We start from the raw sequence: 25,737 nt of genomic DNA, 5'->3' as shown, positions 1-25,737 counted from the left end.
CAAAGAAATGAAAAGAATATTCTATTTGATGGGTGTTGTGGTTATGGGAATGTTGGCTTCTTGTGAAGTTGATGCACCGGCGCAGTCCACCCTCGATGAATCCGTTATATTTTCCACACCCGGTCTTACCATGGGCGCAGTGGATGGCATAAAGATACCCTTTGGGCAGACCAACTCCTATCGGGGCCGTTTTATCCCTTGGTATGGAATGAACACCGATGTGGAGTGGCATAACAATGGGCAGAGTTATACGACAGGAGATCAATATGACCTTATCAACTACGACGCCAAACCGGGCAATTCCCAGATGAATACGGAAAACAATGCCTGGGCGCAAATGTATGCCAGTATAGAACGTGCAAATATTGTAATCCGAGGGATCCGTGAATATGGAGATCCCATGCCAGGAACCGAGATGGGACAACATTTGGGGGAAGCCCTTACATTGAGGGCCATCGTCTATGCTGATTTGACCAAGGCTTGGGGGGATGTTCCCGCTCGTTTTGAGCCCATAACCTCTGAGACCCTATACATCCCAAAATCCAGCAGGGATGTTATATACAAGCAACTTTTGATGGATCTTGAGGAAGCGGCGGAATTGGTGGCATGGCCCAACCAATCATCCCTGACCTCAACAGTGGAGCGTGTCAACAAAGCATTTGTAAAAGGTCTTCGGGCAAAAATAGCCCTGATTGCAGGAGGGTATCAGCAATATCCTGATGGAATCCGTTTGAGTAACGATCCCGAATTATCCAGAAACGCCATGTACACGATTGCATTGCAGGAATGCAGGGATGTTATACAAAGTGGCACTGCCCGTCTGGAAACCACCTTTGAAGACTTTTGGAGAAAAGTATGCCAAGAGAATATTTCCGCAGGAGGCGAATCCCTTTGGGAACTTCCATTTGCATCGGGCAGGGGGCGCGTAGCCTTCACTTTCGGAGTTCGCCATAGGAGCGTGGACCAGCATACCGGGCAGGCACGGGGAGGTACCATGGGTCCGGTTCCCAGCCTGTTCTACGATTACTCAGAAGCTGACCAAAGACGTGACGTGACCTGTGTTCCCTATGAATATGGACAGGCCAATACCGATGGATTTGCACAACAGCAACTCCTTAGTTTGGACTTATGGAATTTTGGAAAGTACCGTTACGAATGGATGACCCGCTACGTAACGTCTTCCAATGACGATGGATTGAACTGGGTGTACATGCGCTATGCAGAAGTATTGCTCATGGCAGCCGAAGCCGCCAATGAACTGAACGGCCCCGGTGCTGCAGTACCTTATTTACGGGAACTGCGGGAGCGTGCCTTCGATCCCGCTGACCACGCGGAGCAAGTGGATGCTTATCTATCTGCGGCACAGGCCAGCGAAGCGGCTATGTTCAATGCCATTGTGGAAGAGCATAAACTGGAATTTGCCGGGGAAATGGTGCGCAAACAAGCCCTTATCCGTTGGAACATGTTGGGCGATAAACTCGATGAAACAAAAACAGAACTCAATGATTTGGCCTCACGTGCCGGGGATTATGCCACAGTGCCCACAACATTGTACTGGAGGATCAGCGAAGAAGACAATGAATCCTTGGAGGTTTTTGGGTTGAACCGAGGAGAGGAAGGCGCACCAGGACCGGAGTACAGTGCACAGGCTTGGGATGTTTTCAATGCAGAGAAGATCGACGCACTCTACAAACCAGGAGTGGATCCAGATGCACGCCAATTCTGGCCCATCTGGCAGGTGTTCATAGATGGTAGTAACGGACAATTGGTTAACGATTATGGCTATTAATGGCCATCCAAAAAACATCAGAAAAATGAAAACATTCAGATATATAAGAACAATAGTTGTCCTAGCCCTTTTGGCAGTGTTATCCATGGGCTGCAACTCCAAGGAAGGGGAAGTCATCGAGGAACTTGATGTGAACCGTGTTTTTGCGCCCACCGATCTTGAGGCACGGATACGTAACATGACCATAATCGAATTGAGTTGGTATGTGAGGGAAGATGCGGAAAGCTACATTGTGGAATTCGCGGAAGGTGCCGGTTTCAACAATATCATCCGCACCGTGGAAGTATCTCCGGACGAACTGCCGATTCAAGAGCAGTTTGATGGGGAGACCCTTTATTCCGCTCGCGTGAAGGGAGTTGCAGAAGGCAAGCAGGATTCCAAATGGGTCTCGGTCTCCATCCAAACGGATCCTGAACAGATATTCTTGCCCAGTGAGGATGGGGACATCCAAGCCACAGAGGCCACGTTGAGATGGCCCGCAGGAAGTGCGGTTACCCACCTGTTGATCAATCCAGGAAATGTGGAACGCCCCATTACCCCAGAGGAAGCCTCAGCGGGCATGGCAACAATTACAGGGCTTACTGGGGAGACAGAATATACCGTGTTGCTCTATAACAATGGTACCGTACGGGGCACATCGATTTTCACAACACTCATCGACATAGGTGATGCCACACTTGTACAGCCAGAGGAAGATTTGAGCGTAGTCATTGCCAATGCAATTGATGGTGATGTACTGGTATTGGCCCCTGGGGTCTATGAAGCTTTTGTGGGTAATATCGTCATTGACAAATCCATTACCATACAAGGACTTTATCCATATGACAAGCCAATCTTGAGTGTATCCTTCAGCATGGCTCCAGGATTGCAAGACCTTCAATTGGTGGATTTGGAACTCGTGGGTACAGCGGAACTTATCACTTTAATAAACATGGATGCTACCGGAAATTATAACTCGGTACAGATAAAGGGCTGTAACATACATGACTATGGACGTCAGTTGATCTATGGAAACACGGCCGGTGCCATTTTGGGTAATTTTATTATCGATAATACCGTGGCTTCCAATGCCACAACCGGAGGAGGGGATTTCATTGACTTTAGGAACGGTGATGTCCACAATGTTGAAGTGACTAACAGTACATTCATAGATGCTCCCAATGGTAGGGACTTTATTCGAATGGATGGAGCTGGTGACACCAATGCAACTGGTGTCACGGCAACAGTGCTTATCGATCATTGTACGTTCGTGGGGGTTTCCAATACAGAGGATAGGATTGTGTACATCCGTTTTGGGAACAACGACATTACGGTGACCAATAACCTATTTGCCAATACGGATGCGAAGTACTCTAACCAGACATCAACTGATGAGGAGATTACATTTGCCAACAATAACTATTTCAATGCGCCCAATTTGTTCAGTTCAACGGAGACTCGTTATGATACATCAGCGAACTTTACCACCTTGGACCCAGGTTTTGTCGATGCGGCAAACGGGGATTACACGGTGACCAACCAAGCATTGATAGATGAAGGAATTGGCGACCCACGTTGGCGTCAATAATACGGTCCTATAGTTTGTTTTAATGTGATAGGGTGGGTGAGGCCATGGTTCGAGCCCACTCTATTATTTTGTTTGGGCAATGCCCATAAATTGTGCGAATGATTGAAAAAAAGAACATAGTGAAAGGGCCAATCGGCCCATTATCCATTCTTATGGCCGCCATTTTTATGTTGTGCGTACCTCTTTTGGGTATGTCACAATCCGAGAGCCGGATCTTGGCCTTTCCATCTGCGGAAGGATTTGGGCGATATGCTTCTGGAGGACGTGGTGGAGAGGTGTACATTGTGACCAATTTGAACGATTCAGGCGAGGGCAGTCTCAGAAAAGGAATTATCAAGCATGGTCCACGCACTATTGTGTTTGCCGTATCGGGCACCATTTATCTAAAGTCGCCTCTCGACATCAATCGGGGAGACCTCACTCTGGCTGGACAAACGGCACCGGGTGAAGGTATTACATTGGCCGGTTATCCGGTTTCCATCAAGGCGGACAATGTCATCATTCGCTACATGAGGTTTCGAATGGGGGACATCAACAATCAACAGGCCGATGCCATTGGGGGAAGGGACACGAAAAATATCATTTTGGATCATTGTTCTATGAGCTGGGCCACGGATGAGGTAGCTTCTTTTTATAGAAACCATAATTTTACGATGCAATGGTGCATTGTGTCAGAAGCTCTGAACCATTCGGTACATGAAAAAGGAGACCATGGTTATGGAGGCATTTGGGGAGGCGCCCAGGTTTCTTTCCATCATAACCTTATCGCTTCCAACAATAGTAGGAATCCACGTTTCAGTGGTTCATCGACAACGGAGAATCTAGCCGATGAGTTTGTCGATTTTCGGAACAACGTCATCTACAATTGGAAAGGCAACAGTATCTACGGAGGCGAAAAAGGCACTTATAATGTGGTGAACAATTATTTCAAATCTGGTCCGGCTACGTCAAAGTCAACCAAAGACCGGATTGTAAACCCATCTGAGCCTTATGGTAAGTTTTATGTGGATGGCAACCATGTGGAAGGATTTCCCAACATTTCAAAGGATAACTGGAGCGGTGGTGTGCAGTGTGATGACCCGAAATCCACCAAGCTTGAAAAAGCCATTTCCATAAATGACAATGTAAGGACACAATCTGCCCAAGAGGCCTATCTTTCCGTGTTGAAATCGGCCGGGGCCAGCCTCCAGCGTGATGCCGTGGACAAACGGATTGTTAACGATGTGCGAAGCGGAACCACATCGGTAGGGAGCGGGATCATAGATTCCCAAGAGCAGGTGGGCGGATGGCCAGAACTCAAATCCAGTGAAGCTCCTGAGGATGCTGACAAAGATGGCATGCCAGATGCTTGGGAAAAAGTGAAGGGATTGGATGTGGGCAAGGACGACTCCATGCGCTTCACTTTGGATAAACTGTACACCAATATAGAAATCTACATCAATGGTCTGGTAGAGGAGCAAAAATACACTTCGTTGATCAATGGGGAACACTACCATTTTGTGGTTGCACAAGATGGCACAGGAGATTTTACCTCGGTTCAAGAAGCCATTGATGCCGTGCCTAATTTTCGGAAAGGCGAAACACGGATTTTTATAAGGAACGGGGTCTATCATGAAAAATTGACCCTGCCTTCGACCAAGACCAATGTTATATTCGTGGGTGAGTCGGCCACAAGCACCATTTTGACCTATAATGATTCGGCCCGTACGCTCAACAGTTTTGGAGAGGAAGTCGGGACCACGGGATCTTCATCCTTTTTTGTGTTTGGTGCAGGCTTTACGGCCAAGAACATCACTTTTCAGAACGATGCGGGAGATGGAAGAGTTGTGGGTCAGGCCGTTGCAGTGCGCGTATCGGCGGACAGGGTAGTCTTCGAAGACTGTAGGTTTCTCGGGTATCAGGACACCCTCTATGTGCAAGGCGATGGTACACGTCAATTCTACAAAAACTGTTATATTGAAGGAACAGTGGACTTTATTTTTGGTTGGGCAACTGCCGTTTTTGAGGACTGCGAGATCTTTGCCAAAGATCAAGGCTACCTCACCGCAGCATCCACGGAGAAAGATAGAAACCACGGATTGGTTTTTATCAACTGTCGCTTGACCGGGAGTGCAGCGGTGAACACCTTTTATCTGGGAAGACCTTGGCGAGATCATGCCCAAACGGTCTTCATCAATTGCTATATGGACAAGCATATCAAGCCCGAAGGATGGCATAACTGGAACAAACCCCAAGCGGAGCAGACCACTTTTTATGCGGAGTACGGTTCCACGGGACCAGGAGCGAATGATAAATTGCGGGTGGGATGGGCCAAACAATTGACCAAGCAACAGGCAGAAAACTATACAGTGGAAACTATTTTGAAGGGGACCGATGGTTGGAATCCAAAAAAATAAATATAAACAGATGAAACACATTGTAACACTATCAGGAATTGTGCTTTTGGGGTTTACGGCCTGCAAGCAAGAAAAAAAAGAGGCTGAAAAGAAAGCGGAAGTTGTGGAAGTGGCCACAGCCGCTCCCTATGCTGAAATTTCCATCAAAGAAGGAGGAACTTGGGAAGATGGTCCAAGAGGTCACAAGGAATACATAGGCGGAACCTTCAAAAATGTGGAAAAGATGACCGTCCCCGAAGAGCATACCGACCATTCCTGGTACATTCGGTATGAAGGCCCGGGATGGGAGAACAAAAATGTGGGCTACCGCCTTTATTTGGATTGGCGAAACGCTATTGATATCTATGGAAAAAAAGTGGATTCCTTGGTGTTGCCCTACGTAGGCCAGGACGGTTTTGATTCCTATCACGAAATGAGCGATTGGGGCTTGGACATCCTCAAAGCAGGAAAATCCATGGGTATTGGAGGGTATGGACGATTTGTCAATGATTCAGTGGTACATTTTCAAAAAGTGGGGAGCACCATGGCTTCTGTGGAAAGTGGAAAAGACGCAGCTATAGTCACCATCGACTACAAAGGCTGGGAAGCGGCAGATATCACTACGGATTTAAAAACAACCCTATCGATTTATCCAGAAGATAGGTTCACCAAGGCAGAGTTAAAACCTTCCACAGCATTTTCAGGGCTGTCCACAGGAATCGTAAAGTTTGACCATGTACCCTTGAAATCCAAGACCAGTTCCGAGGGAAAGTGGGGCTATATCGCCACTTATGGAAACCAGACTCTGGTGAACGATACCGACCTATTGGGAATGGCCGTGTTCTATAAAATGGACGAGTTGGATAAGATGGTGGAAGGTCCGCACGATCACTTGATGGTGTTCAAACCCACCACTTCTGGAATCACCTACTATTTCTTGGGTGCTTGGGAGCAAGAGTTGAATGGGATCACCAACGAAGCCGATTTCTTCAAGGATTTGGATGGCAAGTTGGAGCAGTTGGATCAAAAAGGAACTCTGGAACAATGAAACAGTTAGTAGGAACAATCGGAGTATTTTTCTTGTTGATGGCGCCTTTGAGCTGTAAGGAAAGCCCCAAAAAAGAAGAATCTTCCGAAAAGATGACATTGACGGTTCCCGAGGATTTGAAATGGTCGGAACGGATGATGCTGTCCGAAATGGAGCGCAATCCCGAAGCATGGACACTCGATTTTGTGGATAAGCACAAGTGGGAATACACACACGGGCTCATGCTCTTGGCCTGTCAGCGGGTAAAGGCCGAATATCCCAATCCTAAATACGATACATACATCAAGGATTGGTATGATCTCATGATCGATGACAGTGCCAACGTGAAGACCTACAAAATGGACATTTATAACATTGACCGTGTAAAACCGGGCAGTGCACTTTTCGGACTGTATGATGAAACAAAGGATGAAAGATACCTCAAGGTGATCCATCAGTTGAGAGAACAGCTCAAGGGACAGCCCCGTAATTCCAAAGGCGGTTTTTGGCATAAAAAAGTCTACCCCTATCAAATGTGGTTGGATGGACTTTATATGGGCGAACCTTTCTATGCGCAGTACACCCAACGGTTTGATGAAGGGGAAACGGCCCAAAGGGCATTTGATGATATTGTACTGCAATTCGACCTGATCCAACAAAACTCCAAAGACCCGGACACAGGTCTCCTGTACCACGGTTGGGACGAGAGCAAAGAGCAGGCATGGGCAGACAAAGAGACAGGATTGTCGCCCCATTTTTGGGGACGCGCCATGGGATGGTACGGAATGGCCTTGGTGGATGTGCTGGATTTTTTCCCGAAAGAACATCCGGGACACCAAAGGCTGGTCAATTACTTGAACCAATATGCGGAAGTGATCAATACGGTCAAGGATCCCAAGACGGGACTGTGGTACCAAGTACTCGATAAAGGAGGGGAAGAAGGAAACTATTTGGAAGCCTCCGCTTCGGCAATGTTTGTCTATACCTTGGCCAAAGGAACCAATCAAGGCTATCTCCCCGAAAAATACAAGACCGTGGCCAACGAAAGTTTTGATGCCATGGTCAAAGAGTTTGTAACAGTGGACGACAAGGGTGTCGTAAGTCTCAACCAAATTTGCGGGGTTGCCGGATTGGGTGGAAACCCATACCGTGACGGTTCGTACGAGTATTATGTGAACGAGCTCATACGTCCCAACGACCCCAAAGGGGTAGGGCCTTTTATCATGGCAGCCTTGGAGTTGGATAAATAGACCATGCACAATTGTGGTGCAAAGAACAGTTGATCTTGCAATGAAGAAAATAGCGTTAAAAGCAGTCCCATTGTTGACCTTCCTTTGGACATCATTGGGTTTTTCCCAAGTTTGGGTTTCCGATCAAGGAGATGGAACCTACCATAACCCGATTTTATACGCGGATTACTCCGATCCAGATGTGATTCGGGTAGGGGACGATTACTACATGACTGCTTCCAGTTTCACGGCAGTGCCGGGATTGCCCGTTCTGCATTCCAAGGATTTGGTGAATTGGAAACTGATCAACCACGCCGTTCAGGAAATTGTTCCGGCAGAGGTGTTCAATATACCGCAACACGGCAATGGAATATGGGCGCCGAGCCTTCGTCACCACAACAATGAATTTTATATCTATTGGGGCGATCCCGATTTTGGGATCTACATGGTAAAGACCAAGGACCCTTATGGCGAATGGGAACCGCCCGTTCTGGTCATGGAAGGAAAAGGGCTTATCGACCCCAGCCCCATTTGGGACGAAGATGGGAATGCCTATCTGGTCCATGCATATGCCGGGAGCCGTGCAGCGGTGAAGAGCATTTTGGCCATCAACAAGATGAATCCCGAAGGGACAAAGGTGCTTGATAAAGGGACCGTGGTCTTTGACGGTCATGATGCACATCCAACCGTGGAAGGCCCAAAATTCTATAAAAGGAATGGCTATTACTACATTTTTGCGCCTGCAGGCGGAGTGGCCACAGGTTGGCAATTGATCTTGCGTTCGAAAAACATATATGGTCCCTACGAAGAAAAAGTTGTATTGGAACAAGGGTCTACCCAAGTTAATGGCCCGCATCAAGGGGGGTGGGTGGACACTGCCGATGGTAGCGATTGGTTTGTCCATTTTCAAGATGTGGATGCGTATGGGCGCATCGTGCACCTTCAACCAGTACATTGGAAAAATGATTGGCCCGTTATGGGCAAGGACTTGGATGGCAATGGCATCGGGGAACCTGTTCAGGTATTTAAAAAACCGGTTGCGGGCCATCCGATCATCGCTCCCGCAGAGTCCGATGAATTCAATTCAGATCGTATAGGATTGCAATGGCAATGGCAGGCAAATCTACAGGTTACATGGTATTCCTTGATCAAGGACAGAGGGTTTTTGCGTTTGTTCACCGTAAAGAAGAAAGAAGCGGACAACAACCTCTGGAACATTCCGGCCCTGTTGTTGCAAAAATTCCCTGCGCCGAGTTTTAAGGCATCGACCAAGATCAAATTGGTGCCAGAAGAAGCAGAAAGTGGTAAAAGTGCAGGATTGATGGTGTTCGGTCTGGATTACGCCACCCTTACGCTCACCCACGATACAGAGGGGTATGTCTTAAAGCAGACCCAAGCTATTCAGGCCAAGAAGAACCTTCCCGAAGAAACCAACGAGGAAACTCGTGTAAAGACCAACGAAGTGTATCTTCAGGTCGAGGTTACGGGACCCGATGCGATGTGTCAGTTCAGTTATAGCACCAATGGAAAAAAATACACCAAAATAGGAAAGCCCTTCAAGGCGCAGCCCGGGCAATGGGTGGGTGCCAAGGTGGGGGTTTTCAGTGTCAGTGAGGCAGCCATCAAATATGGCGGCTATGCCGATGTGGATTATTTTAGGATTACAGAATAAAAAGAAAATGAAAGGAATTTTAGCAGTTTTGTCAGTGTTGTTGTTTTGGGCAAGTCAACCTCAAGATAAAGTAACAACACTCTATTTGATAGGCGATTCTACCATGGCCGATTATACTGGCGATTATGATCCGGGAAAAGACTATATGAAGACCCGTTATCCGGTAGCAGGTTGGGGTCAGGGATTCCAATCCTTTTTTGCCAAGGACAGTTTGGATGCCGTGAGACCCTTGTTCCAGTCCGATTCGGTCCGTGTGGACGATAGGGCCAGGGGAGGCAGGAGCACCCGTACTTTTTTTCAGGAAGGCCGTTGGCGTTCGGTCTATGAGGCGCTCCAGCCCGGTGATGTGGTCATCATGCAATTTGGGCACAACGATGCCGCCGAGAACAAGACCGAACGTTATGTGGACATTGAGGGTTACAAGGAATTTCTGCGGTTGTTCGTGACACAGACACTACAGAAGAATGCTAGACCCATCATATTGACGCCAGTGGCTAGAAATTATCCTTGGAAAGAAGGTAAACTGGAAAATGTTCACGGTGAATATCCCCAAGCGGCCAAAGAAGTTGCAGCAGAAATGGACGTTACGCTGATCGACCTGAACCAATTGTCCATAGACTTTTTCTCTTCCAAGGGAAAAGAGTATGTGTCGGAAACCTATTTTATGAACTTGCCCGCTGGGGTCTATGAAGCCTATCCCGATGGGCAGGAGGACAATACCCACTTTCAGCCCGAAGGGGCAAAGGCGGTGGCACAACTGGTATTTGATGCCCTAAAGCAATTGAAGTGATCAAATTATCGCCCACACATATCACTATGCTCTGTTTACTGCTCGGCGGAGTTGTATCGGCCCAAGTGGAAAGGCCCAATGCCACTCCCTACACCATAGCCGCCACCTACCAGAAATTGCTCAAAAACTACCCGGACATTGTTCCTGTGGAGCCATTGCAATCTGACAAGATTGTATGTGAAGAGGACCTCACCTACTATCAAGTGGATGGAGTACTCCTAAAGGCGGATATCTATTATCCCAAGGATATTGCCCATAAAACACCAGCTGTGATTTTGGTGCATGGAGGCGGATGGATCTCGGGCAGCAAGGAAAACCAACGCGTTATGGCACAGCATTTGGCCGAAAACGGTTTTGTGGCCATGGCAGTGAATTATCGCTTGGCCGATGTGGCAAAATATCCGGCCGCCATTGAGGATTTGAACGCGGCAGTAACATATCTGTGCACATCCAAATATCCTTTGGATACCAAAAAAATAGCCATTCTGGGTGCCTCTGCAGGTGCACAGTTGGCCTCCTTGGTCGGGATGAAGAACAAGCACATCAAGGCCATTGTGAATGTGGATGGAATAGTCTCCTTTGTCCATCCCGAAGCGGAGGAAGGTACTTATGCAGGGTACTGGTTGGGTGACATGAAGGCGGACAATCTGGAAGTGTGGGAAGATGCTTCTCCCTTGGAGTTCATCGCCCCGAGCTCACCGCCCATACTGTTCATCAACAGTGCACAGCCTCGATTTCATGCAGGACGGGACGATTTGATCAAAAAATATTCGGAATGGGGCATTTACAGTGAAGTACTTACCTTTCCCAATTCTCCCCATTCCTTTTGGTTGGTCCACCCATGGTTTGGACCTACCGTGGACCATACCGTGCAATTTTTACAAAAAGTGTTCAAATGATGAGGTTCAAGGTATTTCTTCTATGTTCTCTTTTGGGATCTATTCTTCAGGCCCAGGAACCTTACCGGAAAATCGTGGTGGCGCAGGATGGGAGTGGCGATTTCACCCAGATCCAGGAGGCCATCAATTCCACTCGCGACCTTGGCCCTTCTTATGTACAGTTTTTTCTCAAGGAAGGGATCTATGAAGAAAATATTGAGATTCCTTCCTGGAAACATCAATTGACCTTTATTGGGGAAAGCAGGGACGGGACCATCATCCGTGGGAACAATTATTCAGGAAAACCGACCAAGGATGGGGATAAACTGTCCACCTTTACATCGCATACCGTTCTCGTTGAAGGGGACGACATCCATTTCAAAAACCTGACCATACAGAACACTTGGTGCAACAAGGGACAGGCTGTGGCACTGCATGTGGAGGGTGATCGGTTCATTGCCGAGGATTGTGCTATTTTGGGTTGCCAGGATACGGTCTATACGGCAAATGAAGGCAGTCGACAGTATTATGACAACTGCCTCATTGCAGGGACCACCGATTTTATTTTTGGGGAGGCAACGGCCGTTTTCAAGGATTGCGAGATCCGTAGCCTAAGGGATTCCTATATTACCGCGGCGGCCACACCAAAGGATCAAGCCTTTGGTTATGTGTTCCTCAATGCCCGTTTGACTGCGGAGAAAGGCGTTTCCAAAGTATATCTGGGACGTCCGTGGAGGCCTTATGCCCGAACCGTTTTCATCAATTCTGAATTGGGACCGCACATATTGCCCGAAGGATGGCACCATTGGCCCGGGGATCAAATGTTCCCGGATAAGGAGAAAACGACCTATTATGCCGAATCCAATAGCAAGGGGCCAGGGGCCGGCCCTAAAACAAGGGTGGACTGGTCGCACCAACTAAATGCCGATGAGGTGAAAAAATACACCTTGGAAAACATATTCAATGGCTGGGTACCGGCCGAGATAAAACTGCATAACTAAGATGAAATTGAAGAAAGATCTATTTTTTGATGGAGCCTCCGATTGGGAGGATTTGGGCGGAGGGGTTTCCCGACAATTTGTAGGGTACAATTCCCAACAGATGATGGTAAAGGTCAAGTTTGAAAAAGAGGCCATCGGTGCCATGCACCATCATTTTCATTCCCAGGTCACCTATGTGGCCGGTGGGCAGTTTGAAGTCACTGTGGATAGCCAAACCAAAGTATTGAAGGAGGGTGATGGTTTTTTTGCCCAGCCCAATATGGAGCATGGGGTAAAATGTCTCGAAGCGGGCCTATTGATCGATGTATTTACACCTCTCAGGGAGGATTTTTTGAAATGATATAAAGAAATAAAACTGAACAATATACAGCACATGAAAAAGATTGGATTTCAACTGATGACTTTGGGCATGGCCGCGCTATTATTTGTGGCCTGCGGGGAAAAAGAAGGTAAAACCATCGTTGGGCTGCCCAGCGACGAAACAACCGATATGTATGAAGGGGTGGAGTTTGATATGCCAAGGGTCAAAGAGACCTCCTTTCCGGATTATCAGGTGTCCATTGCGGATTTTGGCGCAGTGGGCGATGGCATCCTGAGCAATACAACCGCATTTGCTGATGCCATAGAAGAGGTATCCAAGAATGGGGGCGGAAGAGTAGTGGTGCCCAGGGGAATGTGGCTTACAGGCCCCATCCAGTTCAAGAGTAACATCAACCTGCATTTGGAAGATGGGGCGTTGCTACTTTTCAGCAAGAATTTTGACGAATACCCCTTGGTGGAGACCAGCTTTGAGGGGTTGAACACCGTTCGCTGTATGTCGCCCATCTACGCGGTCGGGGTGGAGAATATCGCCATTACCGGAAACGGGACCATAGATGGCAACGGCGATGCATGGCGTTATGTGAAAAAGGGAAAGATGACCTCCAGCCAATGGAAGAGCCTTGTCAAATCTGGAGGTGTACTCAACGAAACGGAAGACATTTGGTTCCCTTCTGAATCCTCCCTCTCAGGATTCATAGCCACGGACAACTTTAACGTACCCCAGACAAATGACAGGCAAGTTTTGGAGGGAATGAAGGATTTTCTCCGTCCCGTAATGGTGAGCATTGTCAAGAGCAAGCGTATTTTGTTGGATGGTCCAACGTTCCAAAACTCCCCTGCTTGGAACATCCATCCGCTCATGAGCGAAGATGTCATCATCCGCAACCTTAACGTAAGAAACCCATGGTATTCCCAAAATGGTGACGGTCTGGATCTGGAATCCTGTAAAAATGTACTCATCTACAACAACACCTTTGATGTGGGGGACGATGCCATCTGCTTCAAATCAGGTAAGAACAAGGACGGACGCGACCGGGGCATGCCCACGGAAAATGTCATAGTAAAGAACAATATTGTCTACCACGGTCATGGAGGCTTTGTGGTGGGCAGCGAAATGTCGGGCGGGGTAAGGAACGTCCATGTTTCGAACTGCACGTTTATCGGCACCGATATTGGACTTCGCTTCAAAAGTACCCGTGGAAGGGGAGGCGTTGTGGAGAACATCCATATTTCCAACATCGATATGATCAACATTCCAACAGATGCCATCAATTTCAATTTGTTCTATGGTGGAAACTCCCCGGTTTTGGAAGATGACCAAAGTGCAGAGGATGAGGCCCGTGATGAAACCTTAGTCCCCGTCACCGAGGAAACGCCCTCCTTTAAAAACATCCACATGAAGAACATTCGGGTGGTAGCTTCGGGTGTTGCGGCCAATTTTCAGGGATTGCCCGAAATGAACCTTCAAAATGTTACCTTGGAAAATGCCTTTTTGGAGGCAGAGAAAGGCATTGTTGCCGTGGACACGGACGGTCTGATCTTGAAAGATGTCAAGGTTGTTCCGACCAAGGGAAGTGCCCTTACCCTGTACAACAGCAAAAATGTGGAGGTCAAAGCATTTTCCTATGAAATGAAGGAGGGTAAACCCATTAGGGTTTTGGGTGCGTTGACCCAAAAAGTAAAACTGCAGAAGGATTTGGAGGCCAAAACTGAATTGGGGAAGGGAATACCCGATGAGGCCATAATTTTTGAATAAGACTTTATGAGAAAGCTATTGTTGCTGATCCCTTTGCTGTTGGCATTTTCGATACCGCAGCATACACCTACCATTCATTTGGCCGGGGATTCCACCATGGCGAACAAACCTTATACACCCAATAATCCAGAAAAGGGGTGGGGGCAGGTGTTGCCTTTATATATGGAAGGGATCCAAGTAAAGAACTATGCCATCAATGGGAGGGCGACCAAGGATTTTCGTGCCGAGGGACATTGGGATAGACTTCTCGATGGGGTAAGGCCGGGTGATTATGTCATCATCCAGTTTGGACATAATGATGAATCCCCCAGCAAGGGCGAATTGCGTTACTCCACACCGGAGCAGTACAAGGCCAATCTGAAACAGTTTGTTTTGGATGCGAGGGAAAAACAAGGAACCCCCATTTTAGCCACATCCATCACCCGGAGGAAATTTGAGAACGGCACGTTGGTCTATACCCACGGCGTCTATCCTGACAAAGTGCGCGAAGTGGCCAAGGAAATGGAAGTTCCCCTGCTTGAAATGGAGGAACGCACCCGTGAATTGGTCACCACTTTTGGCGAGGAACGCTCAAAGCAATTGTTTTTGCACTATCTGCCCGGGGAATATGCCATTTTTCCAGAAGGGGAAGCGGACGATACCCATCTTTCACCAACAGGGGCCTTTGCCGTGTGTGATTTGGCGGTGGACGAACTGAAGAAGGCCGTGCCGGAACTCATGGCGTATTTTAAGCCCTAATGTCTAAAATAGCAAAGAACATTTTGCAAAAGCGTCACTGTGGGCTACTTTTGGCATCTCCATTTGTTTGATAAAAAAGCGTTGTGGTTGCCAAATCGGACCTTGTTTTAGTGGAAGAAAAATGGAACGCCTATTCCCATGCGTTCGGAATCGTACTGGCCATGGTGGGCAGTGTGTTTCTTTTTCGGGAAGAATTGTGTGGAACACCTTATCTGAAGGGCAGTCTCATTGCCTATTCCCTGTCGCTCGTATTGCTCTTTGTGGCCTCTACGATATATCATGCCGTACAAAACCCCAAACTCAAAAAGAAACTCCGGATTTTGGACCATATCAGTATTTATTACCTGATTGCAGGGACCTATACCCCGGTATGCCTTACCGTGTTGTTGCCATCCAAGGGATGGTTGTTGTTCTATCTGGTTTGGGGCATTGCCCTGTTCGGAACGGTGTTGAAAATATTCTTTACGGGAAAGTTCGAAGTTTTTTCCTTGCTGCTTTATGGGGTGATGGGATGGCTCATCGTCATAGACCTGCCCTATTTGATGGGGCATATGTCTTCCACCGGTTTGCTCTATCTTGGATTGGGAGGGGCCTTTTACACCATTGGCATCTTATTTTATGCGGTGAAAAAAATCCCTTTCAACCATTTGATATGGCACATTTTTGTGCTGGGTGGCGCGGTGAGCCATTGGGTTTTGATTTATGGGATTGCCGAACAATTGGTTTGAGAAAACCGAACCTACACAAAATAAGCAATCCCTATTCCTAGAATGATGACCAAGAGTTTTCTGAGATTGAAAGCGTGTCCTTGTGCACTTTCAAAAAGGATGATGGTGGAAATATGAAAAAACACCCCAATGGCCAAGGAGGTCAGCAAATGGCCGTGGCTCTCCATCCATTCCGATTGTGCCGAAACAAAGCTGCCCAAAGGGGTCATCAATGAAAAAGCGGCCATGAACAGCAGGATGGTGCCCAACTTCATTTTGGAATTCAGCAGGAAAATACTGAGTACGATGGCAATCGGGACCTTGTGGATGATAATGCCATAGAGAATGGAGTTGTTGCCATGGATGGGAACGCCTTCTACCAGGGCATGCACGGACAAACTCAGAAAAAGGAGCAGGGGAAATCTATTCTCCTTCAAATCGATGTGCATGTGCCCATGTTCCGCCCCCTTGGAAAAGAATTCCAAAAAGATCTGCAACAAAATACCTCCCAAAATATAAAGTGCGATGGTTTTGGGATCATGGCCTTCATACACTTCCGGGAGCAGTTCAAAAAAAGTGAGCGCCAACAAAAAGGCACCGCTGAACGCCAACAAAAGCTTGATGCGACCAGTGTCGGTGGGCTTGGTGAACCGGACAAATGCGAATCCTGCCCAAACGGCGACGATGGGGGCCAAATAAATGAAGATAGAAGGAAAATCCATATCCGGGCTTGAAGGGGCAAAAATAGCCTATTTTTACGGAAAGATTTTAAGATAGGATGGCAGGAAATTTTAAGATGATGGCCAAGACCCTCTATGGTTTTGAACCCCTTCTGGCCAAAGAACTAAGGAACTTGGGTGCTGGTCGGGTAGAGGAAGGCGTTAGGAACGTAACATTTGAAGGGGATACCGGGTTCATGTACAAGGCCAATCTGTGCCTTCGGACGGCATTGAAAGTGTACAAGCCCATAAGCACGTTCAGGGTCTTCAATGAAAAGGACCTCTACAAAAGTATTTATGAACTGGATTGGCCCCATTTTTTTGGTGCTGATAAAACCTTCGCCATAGACACCACCATGAGTTCGGAGGTGTTCAATAATTCCATGTTCGTTTCCCTCAAGGCCAAGGATGCCATTGTGGACAAATTCAGGGAAGTGGAAAGACAGCGTCCCAATGTGGATTCGCAGGATCCCGATGTGCGTATCAATATCCATATCCATGAAAACACTTGTACGGTTTCATTGGACAGTTCTGGAAATTCATTGCACCAAAGGGGATATCGCATTTTGACCAATATTGCGCCCATCAACGAGGTGTTGGCAGCCGGACTGCTCTTGGCCAGTGCTTGGGACGGACACACCGATTTTTTGGATCCCATGTGCGGCAGCGGTACGTTTTTGATCGAAGCGGCCATGATTGCTTGCAATATTCCGGCCAACATCAATCGGGAAGCATATGCCTTTATGCACTGGAAGGACTACGATGCGGAGCTGCATGAAAAAATTGTGGAGGCCAGTTTGAAGAAGACCCGGGAGTTCCATCGTAAAATAATTGGATATGACAAGGCCCCTTCCGCAGTGCGTAAGGCACAGGAAAATGTGGAGAATGCCAATCTTGCGGAATACATCACCATAGAGCGGAAGGATTTTTTCAGGACGGAGAAACCGGTAGAGGGCAAGCTGCATATGGTGTTCAACCCTCCTTATGGGGAGCGTTTGCCCATTGAAGTGGACGAGTTCTATGCCAAGATAGGGGACACCCTAAAGCAGCAATATCCAGGTACGGATGCATGGATGATCACCTCCAATCTTGAGGCATTGAAGCATGTAGGGTTAAGACCGTCGCGTAAAATAAAGGCGTTCAATGGAAAATTGGAAGCAAGGCTGGTCAAATACGAAATTTATGAAGGAAGCAAAAAAGCAAAGTACCAACAATAGTGAAACTATTTTGTGATTGTTGCAACAACAACATCGAAAAAATTTGCACAAGTGGAATAAATGTTTAGCTTTGACATGTGTTTAAAGCACAAACTAACTAACTCAATCTAATTGTCGGGAAAAGGACTTGAATTTTCAGGTCCTTTTTTTGTTGTCTTCAATAGAGGTTTCTTCACTTGTCAGACCAAATGGCCAATTCATTATGGGATGGGTCGGCAAAATGGAACCTTCTACCGCCGGGAAACGAGAATATATCCTTGACAATGACACCCCCTGCCTTGGTCACTTTGTCGCGCATGCCTTCCAGGTCCTCATGGTAGAGTACGATCAAAGCTCCGTTCACTGCCTGTTCCTCGGTTCTTTCAAAACCACCTTCAAGACCACTATCCGAAAAGGCAACATAATCAGGACCATAGTCCGTGAACGACCAACCAAAGGTTGGGCCGTAAAAATCCTTTATTTTTTGAAGGTCGTTTGCCTTGAACTCCACATAATTGATAAGGGTATTCTTCATGACTACTGTTCGGGTTCTTCTTTTTTCTTTTTGGATTTTTTGTAGAGGGGGATGAAATAGGAAATGGAATAGTTGTAGCTCACTCCAAAATTGCTTCCATCAGTCACCTTGTTGAAACCTGGAATCCAGAGGTTAGGGAAGCGTTCATCTTCCTTATTGGAGACCAGGAATCCCAAGCGGGCACTCATGCCAATATAAATATTGGCAAAAAGTTCTGCTTTGATGCCCATCACGAACTCCAGCCACGAAGCATTCAGGCCGCTGAACTCCTGATTGGGCTGGGTGCCCGGTAAAAAGTCGGGATTGTACAGATGATTGCTATTGAAAATGGTGTAATCGTTCAAGGTCTGGCTAAAGCTTGCTGCGGCAAACCTTCCCCCGATGGTAATGGAGTTGTTCATTCCGAACCAATTCTGGTAAGTGTTCACTTCTGCCCCCACTTTGATATAGCTTCCCGAGGTCTTGAAATTGTAGAGAAGGGTACTGTTCAGGCTTTCTCCCTGTGTTTTGGTCTCGTTGCCTATCTCAGCGGCCAAATAGAGTTTTTGGGTCAATCGGTAGTCCCCGACCAATTCCAGACCTGTATAGTCCTCATCGGCAAAGGATAATACCAGTTTGCTCAAATCCACACCCACCCGAAGGCCATATTCATCCTTATACTCCACGGTATCCTTGGGTTGAAGGTCTATGGGTTCGCTCTGCCCCAACATACAAATGGGGAGCAGCACCATGGAAACGAAAAGACTAATGGAATATCTTGACATGGATGTTGGTGGAGTTTTCAATGGTTTGTTGGACAATGGAAATGTCCTGTATCCAATTATTCGCACTTTCGGGGAGCGTAATACTGATGCCATCGTAATTGATCACGAACCCACACGCCCGGGAGGCAAAATTTTCCCTTGTAGTGTACGAAATGGTCAGGGAATCGATGTTTCCCGTTTCCGCATCGGTCTCTTCATCATCGGCGGAATCGTTGATGAAGGCAAAAGAGGTACTGGTCACGTCGTTCCGGAGTGGAATCCCTATCGAGTCCAAAGCGGTCCGGTCAGTGAAGGTGTTCAGGGTGCTGTCCAAGATCACTTCTTTGATGCGGAGCGATGGCACATCCTTCGCGACAGTGGTATCTTCTATATCAAAAAAGCCAATGACCAAAAGCGGTGTGTCCCCGTTGACACAGATATCATCCTTTTCACAGGAAGAAAAATAGATGAGCAATGATAGGATAAGCAGGATGGGGATTATTCTCTTCATTCCAAATAGTAGCGGATTTTAATTCAACAATTACACCCGTTTTTCCAAAAGTACAACATTTTCCACGTGATGGGTCTGCGGGAACATATCCACGGGCTGCACCTTGGTCACTTTGTAGGTGTCCTTCATCAATGCCAAGTCCCTTGCTTGGGTGGCACTGTTGCAGCTTACGTAGACGATTTTGGGCGGTGCCACTTGGAGCAATTGCTCCACGACCTGTTTGTGCATGCCATCCCTTGGGGGGTCGGTAATGATCACATCGGGTTGTCCATGTTGGGCGATGAAAACATCATTGAACACATTTTTCATATCGCCCACAAAGAATTCCACATTCGAAATGCCGTTGAGGACCGCATTGGCCTTGGCATCTTCAATGGCTTCGGGAACAGATTCCACGCCCACCACTTTTTTGGCCTTTTTGGAGACAAACTGGGCAATCGTCCCTGTGCCGGTATACAGATCGTACACCAGTTCATTCCCAGTGAGCCCGGCAAAATCCCTGGTCACGTTGTAGAGCACATGGGCCTGTTCCGAATTGGTCTGGTAAAACGATTTCGCATTTATCTTGAACCGTAGCCCTTCCATTTCTTCAAAAATATGGTCGCGACCTGAAAAACAGACCACTTCTTGGTCGTAGATCGTGTCGTTCTGTTTGGGGTTGATCACATATTGCAGCGAAGTGATCTCCGGGAATTTTTTTATCAAATGGTTCAGTAGCAGTTCCCTTTCTTCCTTTTGATCCTCAAAGAATTGGATGAGCACCATGATTTCCCCAGTGGATGACGTCCGTATCATGAGCGTTCGCAACAACCCATTTTGGTTTCTGGGATCAAAAAAGTCAAGTCCGTTTTCGACAGCGAATTTTTTCACCTCCAGTCGGATGGCATTGGAAGGGTCTTGCTGAAGGTGACATTTTTTGATGTCCAAGATCTTGTCCCACATGCCGGGAATATGGAAACCCAAGGCGTTCCGATCTTCAAAATCCCTGTCCGAGACAATTTCCTTCTGGGTGAGCCATCTGCTGTTGGAAAAAGAAAATTCCATCTTGTTCCGGTAGAAATACTCCTTTTCGGAACCTAGAATGGGGCTGATCCCTGGAAGTTCCAGATTTCCGATGCGTTTCAGATTGTTCTTGACCTCCCGTTGCTTGAAATACAGTTGGTGCCCATAGCCCATATGTTGCCATTTGCACCCACCGCACGTCCCAAAATGTTGGCATTCGGGGGTTGTCCTTTTATCGGAAAGCTTGTGGAAATGGGTGGCCACACCTTCAAAATAGGCGCTTTTCTTTTTGGTGGTCATCACATCCACCACATCGCCAGGAACGGCATTGGATAGAAAGATGATCCTGCCATCCGGTGCTTTTCCCACCGATTTTCCTTTGGCCCCGGCATCGATGACTTCCACATGTTCAAACGTCTGTCGTTTATTCTTTCGTCGCATGCGGCAAAAGTAACCTCTTTTTGGTATTTGTCATGGTAGAGCATCTTAAATCAACCCTAAAACTTTGGCCCTATCTTCCCCAAAATATTTGGCCAATAATTTGTAATTTGCGTGCACTCCAAGGGATGATTTCTCTCCCACGCTGCTTTTTCGGGACTCCGAAAGAATAAAGGTACAGTAGGAATGGTTGTTTTATCAATTTAATCATTATTGAAATGACTGTTTTAGAGCATTTGACTTCGCAGCAAGCGATCGATTTGGAAAACAAGTACGGAGCCCACAATTACCATCCACTGCCCGTGGTTTTGAGCAGGGGGGAAGGTGTGCATGTCTGGGATGTGGAAGGGAAAAGGTACTACGATTTTCTCTCAGCTTATTCCGCAGTGAACCAAGGACATTGCCACCCCAAGATCATTGGCGCCCTAATGGATCAGGCCAAAACACTCACCCTGACTTCAAGGGCTTTTTACAATGACATGCTGGGAAAATACGAACAGTATGCCTCCTCTGTTTTTGGATTTGACAAACTGTTGCCCATGAACACTGGGGCGGAAGCCGTGGAAACGGCACTCAAAATCTGCCGTAGATGGGCCTATCAAAAGAAAGGTATTCCCGAAGACCAGGCGCAAATCGTGGTTTGCGAAAACAATTTCCATGGAAGGACGACTACCATCATCTCTTTTTCCAATGATCCTGTGGCCCGAACGGACTATGGACCCTATACCGAAGGTTTCATCAAGATTGCTTACGATGACCTGTCGGCCTTGGAAAAGACGTTGGAGGCCAATCCACATGTAGCCGGATTTTTGGTGGAACCGATACAGGGCGAAGCTGGTGTTTATGTGCCCTCCGAAGGCTATCTGAAAAAGGCCAAGGCCCTTTGCGAAAAATACAATGTACTTTTTATTGCCGATGAGGTCCAGACCGGCATTGCCCGGACAGGTAAAATGTTGGCCGTGGACCATGAAGAGGTAAAGCCGGACATTTTGATCTTGGGCAAAGCGCTTTCAGGGGGAGTCTATCCTGTTTCGGCAGTCTTGGCCAATGATGGGATCATGGAAGTCATTACGCCGGGAAGCCATGGAAGTACTTTTGGGGGCAACCCCGTTGCAGCTGCCGTGGCCATGGCCGCCTTGGAAGTGGTCAAGGAAGAGGGTCTGGCCCAAAATGCACAGGAATTGGGGGAATTGTTCCGGGAAGAATTGAACAAATTCATACCCACCTGTGATTTGGTCAAACTGGTCCGTGGGAAGGGATTGCTGAACGCCATCGTGATCAATGATAGCGAAGACAGCTCCACAGCTTGGGACATCTGTATGACTCTTAAGGAAAATGGACTTTTGGCCAAGCCGACCCATGGAAACATCATCCGGTTCGCCCCACCTTTGGTGATGAACCGCGAACAATTGATGGATTGCGTTTCCATCATCATCAAGACACTACGGGATTTCTCCAAGTAGTTTTTGTCAAGGGTATAAAAAATTAAAGAGGGCAGTGAACCACTGCCCTCTTTTTATATTGTTTTGGATAAAAAGGATTCTTACAGGAACTTATATCCCAACCCAACGGTTAAGTAGTTACTCCTAACCTTGACATCTTCGCTACCGGTATAGGAGTTGTTTATCTGAAAGGTATATCTGGCTTCAACAAAGAAGTCTTCGTTGATGTCATAACCGATTCCTCCTGCAATGTCAAACTCCACACCGCTAAAGTCCTCTGGTGTTTCTTCCAGCGAAAAGACCAGTTGTGGGCCAACTTGAAAATTGAATTTCTCAGAAATGGCAAATTTGCCCAAAATTGGAAGCAACAAGCCTTCGCTCTCATCCACGCTGGCATAAAGAAGCTCTGGTTGGACGCTGAAATTGTCAGAGACAACGAAATCGGCCACAGCACCGATGTAAAATCCAGATTCTGAAGCGGATATGCTAATGCCTTCGGCTTTAACGCTTCCCCTTGCATTCAGATACCCTGCGGTCGCCCCAAATCTTACGTCTTGTGCTTGCGCAGAAAATGCCAATGCAAATACAGCAACGGTCACTAATACAATTCTTTTCATGTTTAGATAAGGTTTATGTTTAAGCGACCAAATATAGAAATATAAACAAATGTTGTTTCCTTTTTTGTTGTGAAGCGTTCTAATATTGTGGAATGGCTGTAGTTGTTTTTTTTGATAATTGGCGAAGTATTTCATTTGAAAAACACGTCACAAAACCGCTGCTTCCAGCAGTTCCAGCTCCATTTCATCGGCATTGAAGGTGGCTTGGATGCCTACCGGAAGTGTGAAGTTATTCGGAACATGCCCAAAGCTCATGCCATAGGCGGCAGGAATTCCCAAAGGGGCAATCCTGTCCAAAATCACCTCTTTTAGGGTGAAATTGGTGTCTTCTTTTTCTCGGTCACAGCCTTTGCAGACCCCGATCATGATCCCTTTTGCTTTGGAAAATGTAGGGCCTTCGATGAGTTGGGTCAACATACGGTCTATCCGATACGGAGCTTCTTCCACATCTTCCAAAAAAACGAGCTTGTCCGTAAAATCAATTTCGTGGGGAGTGCCGATCAGTGCATTGACCAAGGTGAGACTTCCCCCTGCAAGTTCGCCCTGACAAGTTCCAGGGGTGATGACATATCTTTCGTATTCAGGATTGCCCAGAAATTCTGGATTTGTCAGTTTCACATTTTTGATGGATTGGGCACCCTTCCCCTTCATCAGGATTTTTTTAAAATACTTTTGGCTATAGGAATCATCCAACGTACTGCCCACCGGGCCATGGAAACAGACCAGCCCGGTTTGTTTGTAAATGGCCTGTATCAATGCGGTGATGTCACTGAACCCGATGAGTACCTTGGGATTGTTCCGAATGCTATTATAATCCAGACGGTCCAGGATGCGGGTGCAGCCATAACCGCCCCGTGCGCAAAGGATGCCATCCACTTCTGGATTGGCGAACATCTGGTTTACGTCCATCACCCGTTCTGCGTCCGTATTGCTGAAATACCCATAATTGCCCAAGATCCGTGAAGTATGAAAAGTTTTGAACCCCATTTCTTCCAAGGTATCCAAGGCTTTTTGCAACACTTCGGGCTTGATGGCATAGCCGGGTGCCACCAGGCCAATGGTGTCGCCTTTTTTTAGTTTTTTGGGTTTGATGATTGGATTTGGGGTGATCTGTAGTTCATTTCCCCATCCGGTCTGCGGCAATAGGGTAGTGGCCCCAAGAGCGGTCACGGATTTTAGAAAGTTTCTTCGTTTGGACATTGGGCAAGGATTGCATTATACATTACCAATGGCAAAAAGCCAAAGTAAATATATGCACAAAAAAATTAGCCCATGGATTTGGACCTAGTCACTGCTCCGCTCATCGCGGCGCAATTGCCGTTGAATCTTGCGTATGGCCGATTCTATGGATTTCTCGGGTTCGATGATGTTGTATTCGCCCCAGAAATCAGCGTCGGTGAAACCTATGGCCTCATCACCCATGATGATGGACTTCTTGATCCGTTCCCGGTTTTTGGGAAGATCACCGCTATTGTTTTTCTCCCAATCGGTTATGGCCATCTCGGCGGTCATGCTATATACGGAATTGAACCATTTATCGGCCCAATTTACCTTGAACTCCATGGAAACACTACTATAGCCGTAGTACCATTTCCCATCTTTCTCCCGATAATTTACCCTATAGGCAACTTCAGTGGGCCAGACATCCACTTTAGCGGGTTTTCTTCGGACAAAGAGTTGGGCTGCCTTGTCCCGGTCAGTAATGTTCAAGGAGAAAATGGCGCTGGTCAATGTCCTTTTTTCCACATCGATATAGAGCTCTCCCTGATATAGGGGATCCATGATATTTTCATGCTGGGCGAACTTGATCACATAGATCAATGCATCGTTGACCCTGATGGACCGATCAAATGAAAATTTATAGTTGGAAATGGATTCATTGGCGAAGAGGTATTCGGGATACTTCATCACATCCACGTACAATGTGTTGTATGGCCCGCCCTGAAGCTTGAGCGCCACGGTATCCAATTTGCTATAATCTGTGCTCTTCCTGGCCTTGTAGAGTTCCACTGCATCATCCCTGTTGGAACTGTAGGGTGTTTTGTAGATGTTCACCACGGCTTCGGCCAAGGATACGTTCCTTCTTCTCCTTTTGATGGTCTCCCTATAAAAAGCGGTCATCAGGGTCGGATCACCGAAATAATTTTCGTCCCTTTTGGCCATGGTCTCCTTCACCAGTGCCATGGCATCCCGTGGGGCATTGATGTTGATCTCCGATAATTGGGTAACGGAAACTGCGAGGGAGATTTTGTTCTTTTCGGGCTCCAGTTCCGATAGGGGCACGCTTTGGGTACGATAGCCCAGAAAGGATACGATCACATTGGTACTGTTGCTATTTTTAGGGACCTTCAGCAGAAAGTTTCCTTCGGTATTGGTAATGGTGCTAATGTTGGTGCCCTCCACGGTGAGCGTGGCAAAAACCAAAGGTTTGTTCGTGGATTCGTCCACCACTTCACCACTATATTGGTCAAAATCAACGGTGCCTTCTTGGAATGCAAAGGCCTTGGCTGTGCCGACCAATGTGAGGATCAGCATTGCGAACAACAATGATGACAGGGCTTTCCACAAAAGTGAAAATGGTTTGTTCAGTTGCATACCCAAAAGTTTTAGTTGAAAGTGCAATTAAAGATACAAAATTTTGGATTCCGTAGTACCTTCGGTCATCTTAAAAATATGGACTAAAT

The 25,737-nt window shown here is 47.1% G+C and carries 23 protein-coding genes; 15 read left to right on the top strand and 8 right to left on the bottom strand.

What is annotated here, in order from left to right:
• The first annotated feature begins 7 nt into the window (after positions 1-7).
• From FOT42_RS14665 to trhA, 13 genes are all read left to right on the top strand, one after another.
• Entirely contained in the window at positions 8-1,789 is a 1,782-nt protein-coding gene (locus tag FOT42_RS14665) for a RagB/SusD family nutrient uptake outer membrane protein (RefSeq protein WP_151891285.1), read from the top strand.
• Positions 1,790-1,814: 25 nt separating this feature from the next.
• Positions 1,815-3,356 carry a DUF5123 domain-containing protein gene (locus FOT42_RS14660; protein WP_192938412.1) on the top strand — a complete coding sequence of 514 codons (1,542 nt, stop codon included), beginning with the start codon at positions 1,815-1,817 and terminating at the stop codon, positions 3,354-3,356.
• Between the two features lie 98 nt (positions 3,357-3,454).
• Positions 3,455-5,752 (top strand): pectinesterase family protein, encoded by a 2,298-nt coding sequence (locus FOT42_RS14655; RefSeq protein WP_226789913.1) that lies wholly within the window; start codon positions 3,455-3,457, stop codon positions 5,750-5,752.
• A gap of 10 nt (positions 5,753-5,762) precedes the next feature.
• Positions 5,763-6,779, top strand: coding sequence for a DUF4861 family protein (locus FOT42_RS14650; RefSeq protein WP_151891283.1), 1,017 nt, complete (start codon positions 5,763-5,765; stop codon positions 6,777-6,779).
• On the top strand, positions 6,776-8,008 hold the full coding sequence (locus FOT42_RS14645) for a glycoside hydrolase family 88/105 protein (protein WP_151891282.1): 1,233 nt from the start codon (positions 6,776-6,778) through the stop codon (positions 8,006-8,008). Before FOT42_RS14650 ends, FOT42_RS14645 begins: the two co-directional genes overlap by 4 nt.
• Positions 8,009-8,048: 40 nt before the next feature.
• On the top strand, positions 8,049-9,659 hold the full coding sequence (locus tag FOT42_RS14640) for a glycoside hydrolase family 43 protein (RefSeq protein ID WP_151891281.1): 1,611 nt from the start codon (positions 8,049-8,051) through the stop codon (positions 9,657-9,659).
• Positions 9,660-9,666: 7 nt separating this feature from the next.
• Positions 9,667-10,449 (top strand): rhamnogalacturonan acetylesterase, encoded by a 783-nt coding sequence (locus FOT42_RS14635; protein WP_151891280.1) that lies wholly within the window; start codon positions 9,667-9,669, stop codon positions 10,447-10,449.
• The gene (locus FOT42_RS14630) at positions 10,446-11,348 is read left to right on the top strand and encodes an alpha/beta hydrolase (protein WP_151891279.1); all 903 of its coding nucleotides are present in this window, start codon (positions 10,446-10,448) and stop codon (positions 11,346-11,348) included. Before FOT42_RS14635 ends, FOT42_RS14630 begins: the two co-directional genes overlap by 4 nt.
• On the top strand, positions 11,345-12,328 hold the full coding sequence (locus FOT42_RS14625) for a pectinesterase family protein (protein ID WP_151891278.1): 984 nt from the start codon (positions 11,345-11,347) through the stop codon (positions 12,326-12,328). Before FOT42_RS14630 ends, FOT42_RS14625 begins: the two co-directional genes overlap by 4 nt.
• Before the next feature lies 1 nt (position 12,329).
• Positions 12,330-12,668 carry a cupin domain-containing protein gene (locus tag FOT42_RS14620; protein ID WP_151891277.1) on the top strand — a complete coding sequence of 113 codons (339 nt, stop codon included), beginning with the start codon at positions 12,330-12,332 and terminating at the stop codon, positions 12,666-12,668.
• Positions 12,669-12,701: 33 nt separating this feature from the next.
• Complete coding sequence (locus FOT42_RS14615; protein ID WP_226789912.1) at positions 12,702-14,405, top strand: glycoside hydrolase family 28 protein; 1,704 nt, start codon at positions 12,702-12,704, stop codon at positions 14,403-14,405.
• Between the two features lie 6 nt (positions 14,406-14,411).
• Complete coding sequence (locus FOT42_RS14610) at positions 14,412-15,143, top strand: rhamnogalacturonan acetylesterase (RefSeq protein ID WP_151891276.1); 732 nt, start codon at positions 14,412-14,414, stop codon at positions 15,141-15,143.
• Between the two features lie 83 nt (positions 15,144-15,226).
• Positions 15,227-15,871: a PAQR family membrane homeostasis protein TrhA gene (gene trhA, locus FOT42_RS14605; protein ID WP_151891275.1), complete on the top strand. Its 645-nt coding sequence runs from the start codon at positions 15,227-15,229 to the stop codon at positions 15,869-15,871.
• An 11-nt stretch (positions 15,872-15,882) separates the two neighbouring features.
• Here the strand turns inward: trhA and FOT42_RS14600 are convergent, their stop codons facing one another.
• Positions 15,883-16,572: a ZIP family metal transporter gene (locus FOT42_RS14600; RefSeq protein WP_151891274.1), complete on the bottom strand. Its 690-nt coding sequence runs from the start codon at positions 16,570-16,572 to the stop codon at positions 15,883-15,885.
• A gap of 56 nt (positions 16,573-16,628) precedes the next feature.
• Between FOT42_RS14600 and FOT42_RS14595 the strand changes: the two genes are divergently transcribed.
• Positions 16,629-17,786: a THUMP domain-containing class I SAM-dependent RNA methyltransferase gene (locus tag FOT42_RS14595; protein ID WP_151891273.1), complete on the top strand. Its 1,158-nt coding sequence runs from the start codon at positions 16,629-16,631 to the stop codon at positions 17,784-17,786.
• 172 nt (positions 17,787-17,958) lie between these two features.
• Here the strand turns inward: FOT42_RS14595 and FOT42_RS14590 are convergent, their stop codons facing one another.
• Genes FOT42_RS14590 through rlmD form a run of 4 tightly spaced genes read right to left on the bottom strand, consistent with a single transcriptional unit; the run spans position 17,959 to position 20,997 of the window.
• Complete coding sequence (locus tag FOT42_RS14590; protein ID WP_151891272.1) at positions 17,959-18,300, bottom strand: VOC family protein; 342 nt, start codon at positions 18,298-18,300, stop codon at positions 17,959-17,961.
• Positions 18,301-18,302: 2 nt separating this feature from the next.
• Positions 18,303-19,064: a DUF6048 family protein gene (locus tag FOT42_RS14585; protein WP_151891271.1), complete on the bottom strand. Its 762-nt coding sequence runs from the start codon at positions 19,062-19,064 to the stop codon at positions 18,303-18,305.
• A complete protein-coding gene (locus FOT42_RS14580; protein ID WP_151891270.1) occupies positions 19,045-19,554 on the bottom strand; it encodes a DUF6452 family protein in 510 nt (169 codons plus the stop codon). Before FOT42_RS14580 ends, FOT42_RS14585 begins: the two co-directional genes overlap by 20 nt.
• Positions 19,555-19,584: 30 nt before the next feature.
• Positions 19,585-20,997, bottom strand: a complete 1,413-nt coding sequence (gene rlmD, locus FOT42_RS14575) for a 23S rRNA (uracil(1939)-C(5))-methyltransferase RlmD (RefSeq protein WP_151891269.1) — start codon at positions 20,995-20,997, stop codon at positions 19,585-19,587.
• A gap of 215 nt (positions 20,998-21,212) precedes the next feature.
• Here rlmD and rocD point away from each other — a divergent pair, with 215 nt between their 5' ends.
• Positions 21,213-22,457: an ornithine--oxo-acid transaminase gene (gene rocD / locus FOT42_RS14570; RefSeq protein WP_151891268.1), complete on the top strand. Its 1,245-nt coding sequence runs from the start codon at positions 21,213-21,215 to the stop codon at positions 22,455-22,457.
• Positions 22,458-22,537: 80 nt separating this feature from the next.
• Here the strand turns inward: rocD and FOT42_RS14565 are convergent, their stop codons facing one another.
• From FOT42_RS14565 to FOT42_RS14555, 3 genes are all read right to left on the bottom strand, one after another.
• Positions 22,538-23,053 (bottom strand): porin family protein, encoded by a 516-nt coding sequence (locus tag FOT42_RS14565; RefSeq protein ID WP_151891267.1) that lies wholly within the window; start codon positions 23,051-23,053, stop codon positions 22,538-22,540.
• A gap of 147 nt (positions 23,054-23,200) precedes the next feature.
• Positions 23,201-24,253, bottom strand: coding sequence for a S66 peptidase family protein (locus FOT42_RS14560; RefSeq protein WP_151891266.1), 1,053 nt, complete (start codon positions 24,251-24,253; stop codon positions 23,201-23,203).
• An 84-nt stretch (positions 24,254-24,337) separates the two neighbouring features.
• Positions 24,338-25,648 (bottom strand): carboxypeptidase-like regulatory domain-containing protein, encoded by a 1,311-nt coding sequence (locus FOT42_RS14555; protein WP_151891265.1) that lies wholly within the window; start codon positions 25,646-25,648, stop codon positions 24,338-24,340.
• Positions 25,649-25,737 lie beyond the last annotated feature (89 nt).

This window comes from Flagellimonas hadalis, from assembly GCF_007785775.2.
GTDB lineage: Bacteria > Bacteroidota > Bacteroidia > Flavobacteriales > Flavobacteriaceae > Flagellimonas > Flagellimonas hadalis.
Note: the sequence above shows the minus strand (reverse complement) of the source record. Positions and strands in the feature narration are given on the sequence as shown.

What these genes read in the sequence shown, in the direction of transcription:
- FOT42_RS14665 (WP_151891285.1), top strand. Translation starts at nt 8, where the DNA reads ATGAAAAGAATATTCTATTTGATGGGTGTTGTGGTTATGGGAATGTTG.
- FOT42_RS14660 (WP_192938412.1), top strand. Translation starts at nt 1,815, where the DNA reads ATGAAAACATTCAGATATATAAGAACAATAGTTGTCCTAGCCCTTTTG.
- FOT42_RS14655 (WP_226789913.1), top strand. Translation starts at nt 3,455, where the DNA reads ATGATTGAAAAAAAGAACATAGTGAAAGGGCCAATCGGCCCATTATCC.
- FOT42_RS14650 (WP_151891283.1), top strand. Translation starts at nt 5,763, where the DNA reads ATGAAACACATTGTAACACTATCAGGAATTGTGCTTTTGGGGTTTACG.
- FOT42_RS14645 (WP_151891282.1), top strand. Translation starts at nt 6,776, where the DNA reads ATGAAACAGTTAGTAGGAACAATCGGAGTATTTTTCTTGTTGATGGCG.
- FOT42_RS14640 (WP_151891281.1), top strand. Translation starts at nt 8,049, where the DNA reads ATGAAGAAAATAGCGTTAAAAGCAGTCCCATTGTTGACCTTCCTTTGG.
- FOT42_RS14635 (WP_151891280.1), top strand. Translation starts at nt 9,667, where the DNA reads ATGAAAGGAATTTTAGCAGTTTTGTCAGTGTTGTTGTTTTGGGCAAGT.
- FOT42_RS14625 (WP_151891278.1), top strand. Translation starts at nt 11,345, where the DNA reads ATGATGAGGTTCAAGGTATTTCTTCTATGTTCTCTTTTGGGATCTATT.
- FOT42_RS14620 (WP_151891277.1), top strand. Translation starts at nt 12,330, where the DNA reads ATGAAATTGAAGAAAGATCTATTTTTTGATGGAGCCTCCGATTGGGAG.
- FOT42_RS14615 (WP_226789912.1), top strand. Translation starts at nt 12,702, where the DNA reads ATGAAAAAGATTGGATTTCAACTGATGACTTTGGGCATGGCCGCGCTA.
- FOT42_RS14610 (WP_151891276.1), top strand. Translation starts at nt 14,412, where the DNA reads ATGAGAAAGCTATTGTTGCTGATCCCTTTGCTGTTGGCATTTTCGATA.
- FOT42_RS14600 (WP_151891274.1), bottom strand. Translation starts at nt 16,572, where the DNA reads ATGGATTTTCCTTCTATCTTCATTTATTTGGCCCCCATCGTCGCCGTT.
- FOT42_RS14595 (WP_151891273.1), top strand. Translation starts at nt 16,629, where the DNA reads ATGGCAGGAAATTTTAAGATGATGGCCAAGACCCTCTATGGTTTTGAA.
- FOT42_RS14590 (WP_151891272.1), bottom strand. Translation starts at nt 18,300, where the DNA reads ATGAAGAATACCCTTATCAATTATGTGGAGTTCAAGGCAAACGACCTT.
- FOT42_RS14585 (WP_151891271.1), bottom strand. Translation starts at nt 19,064, where the DNA reads ATGTCAAGATATTCCATTAGTCTTTTCGTTTCCATGGTGCTGCTCCCC.
- FOT42_RS14580 (WP_151891270.1), bottom strand. Translation starts at nt 19,554, where the DNA reads ATGAAGAGAATAATCCCCATCCTGCTTATCCTATCATTGCTCATCTAT.
- rlmD (WP_151891269.1), bottom strand. Translation starts at nt 20,997, where the DNA reads ATGCGACGAAAGAATAAACGACAGACGTTTGAACATGTGGAAGTCATC.
- rocD (WP_151891268.1), top strand. Translation starts at nt 21,213, where the DNA reads ATGACTGTTTTAGAGCATTTGACTTCGCAGCAAGCGATCGATTTGGAA.
- FOT42_RS14565 (WP_151891267.1), bottom strand. Translation starts at nt 23,053, where the DNA reads ATGAAAAGAATTGTATTAGTGACCGTTGCTGTATTTGCATTGGCATTT.
- FOT42_RS14560 (WP_151891266.1), bottom strand. Translation starts at nt 24,253, where the DNA reads ATGTCCAAACGAAGAAACTTTCTAAAATCCGTGACCGCTCTTGGGGCC.
- FOT42_RS14555 (WP_151891265.1), bottom strand. Translation starts at nt 25,648, where the DNA reads ATGCAACTGAACAAACCATTTTCACTTTTGTGGAAAGCCCTGTCATCA.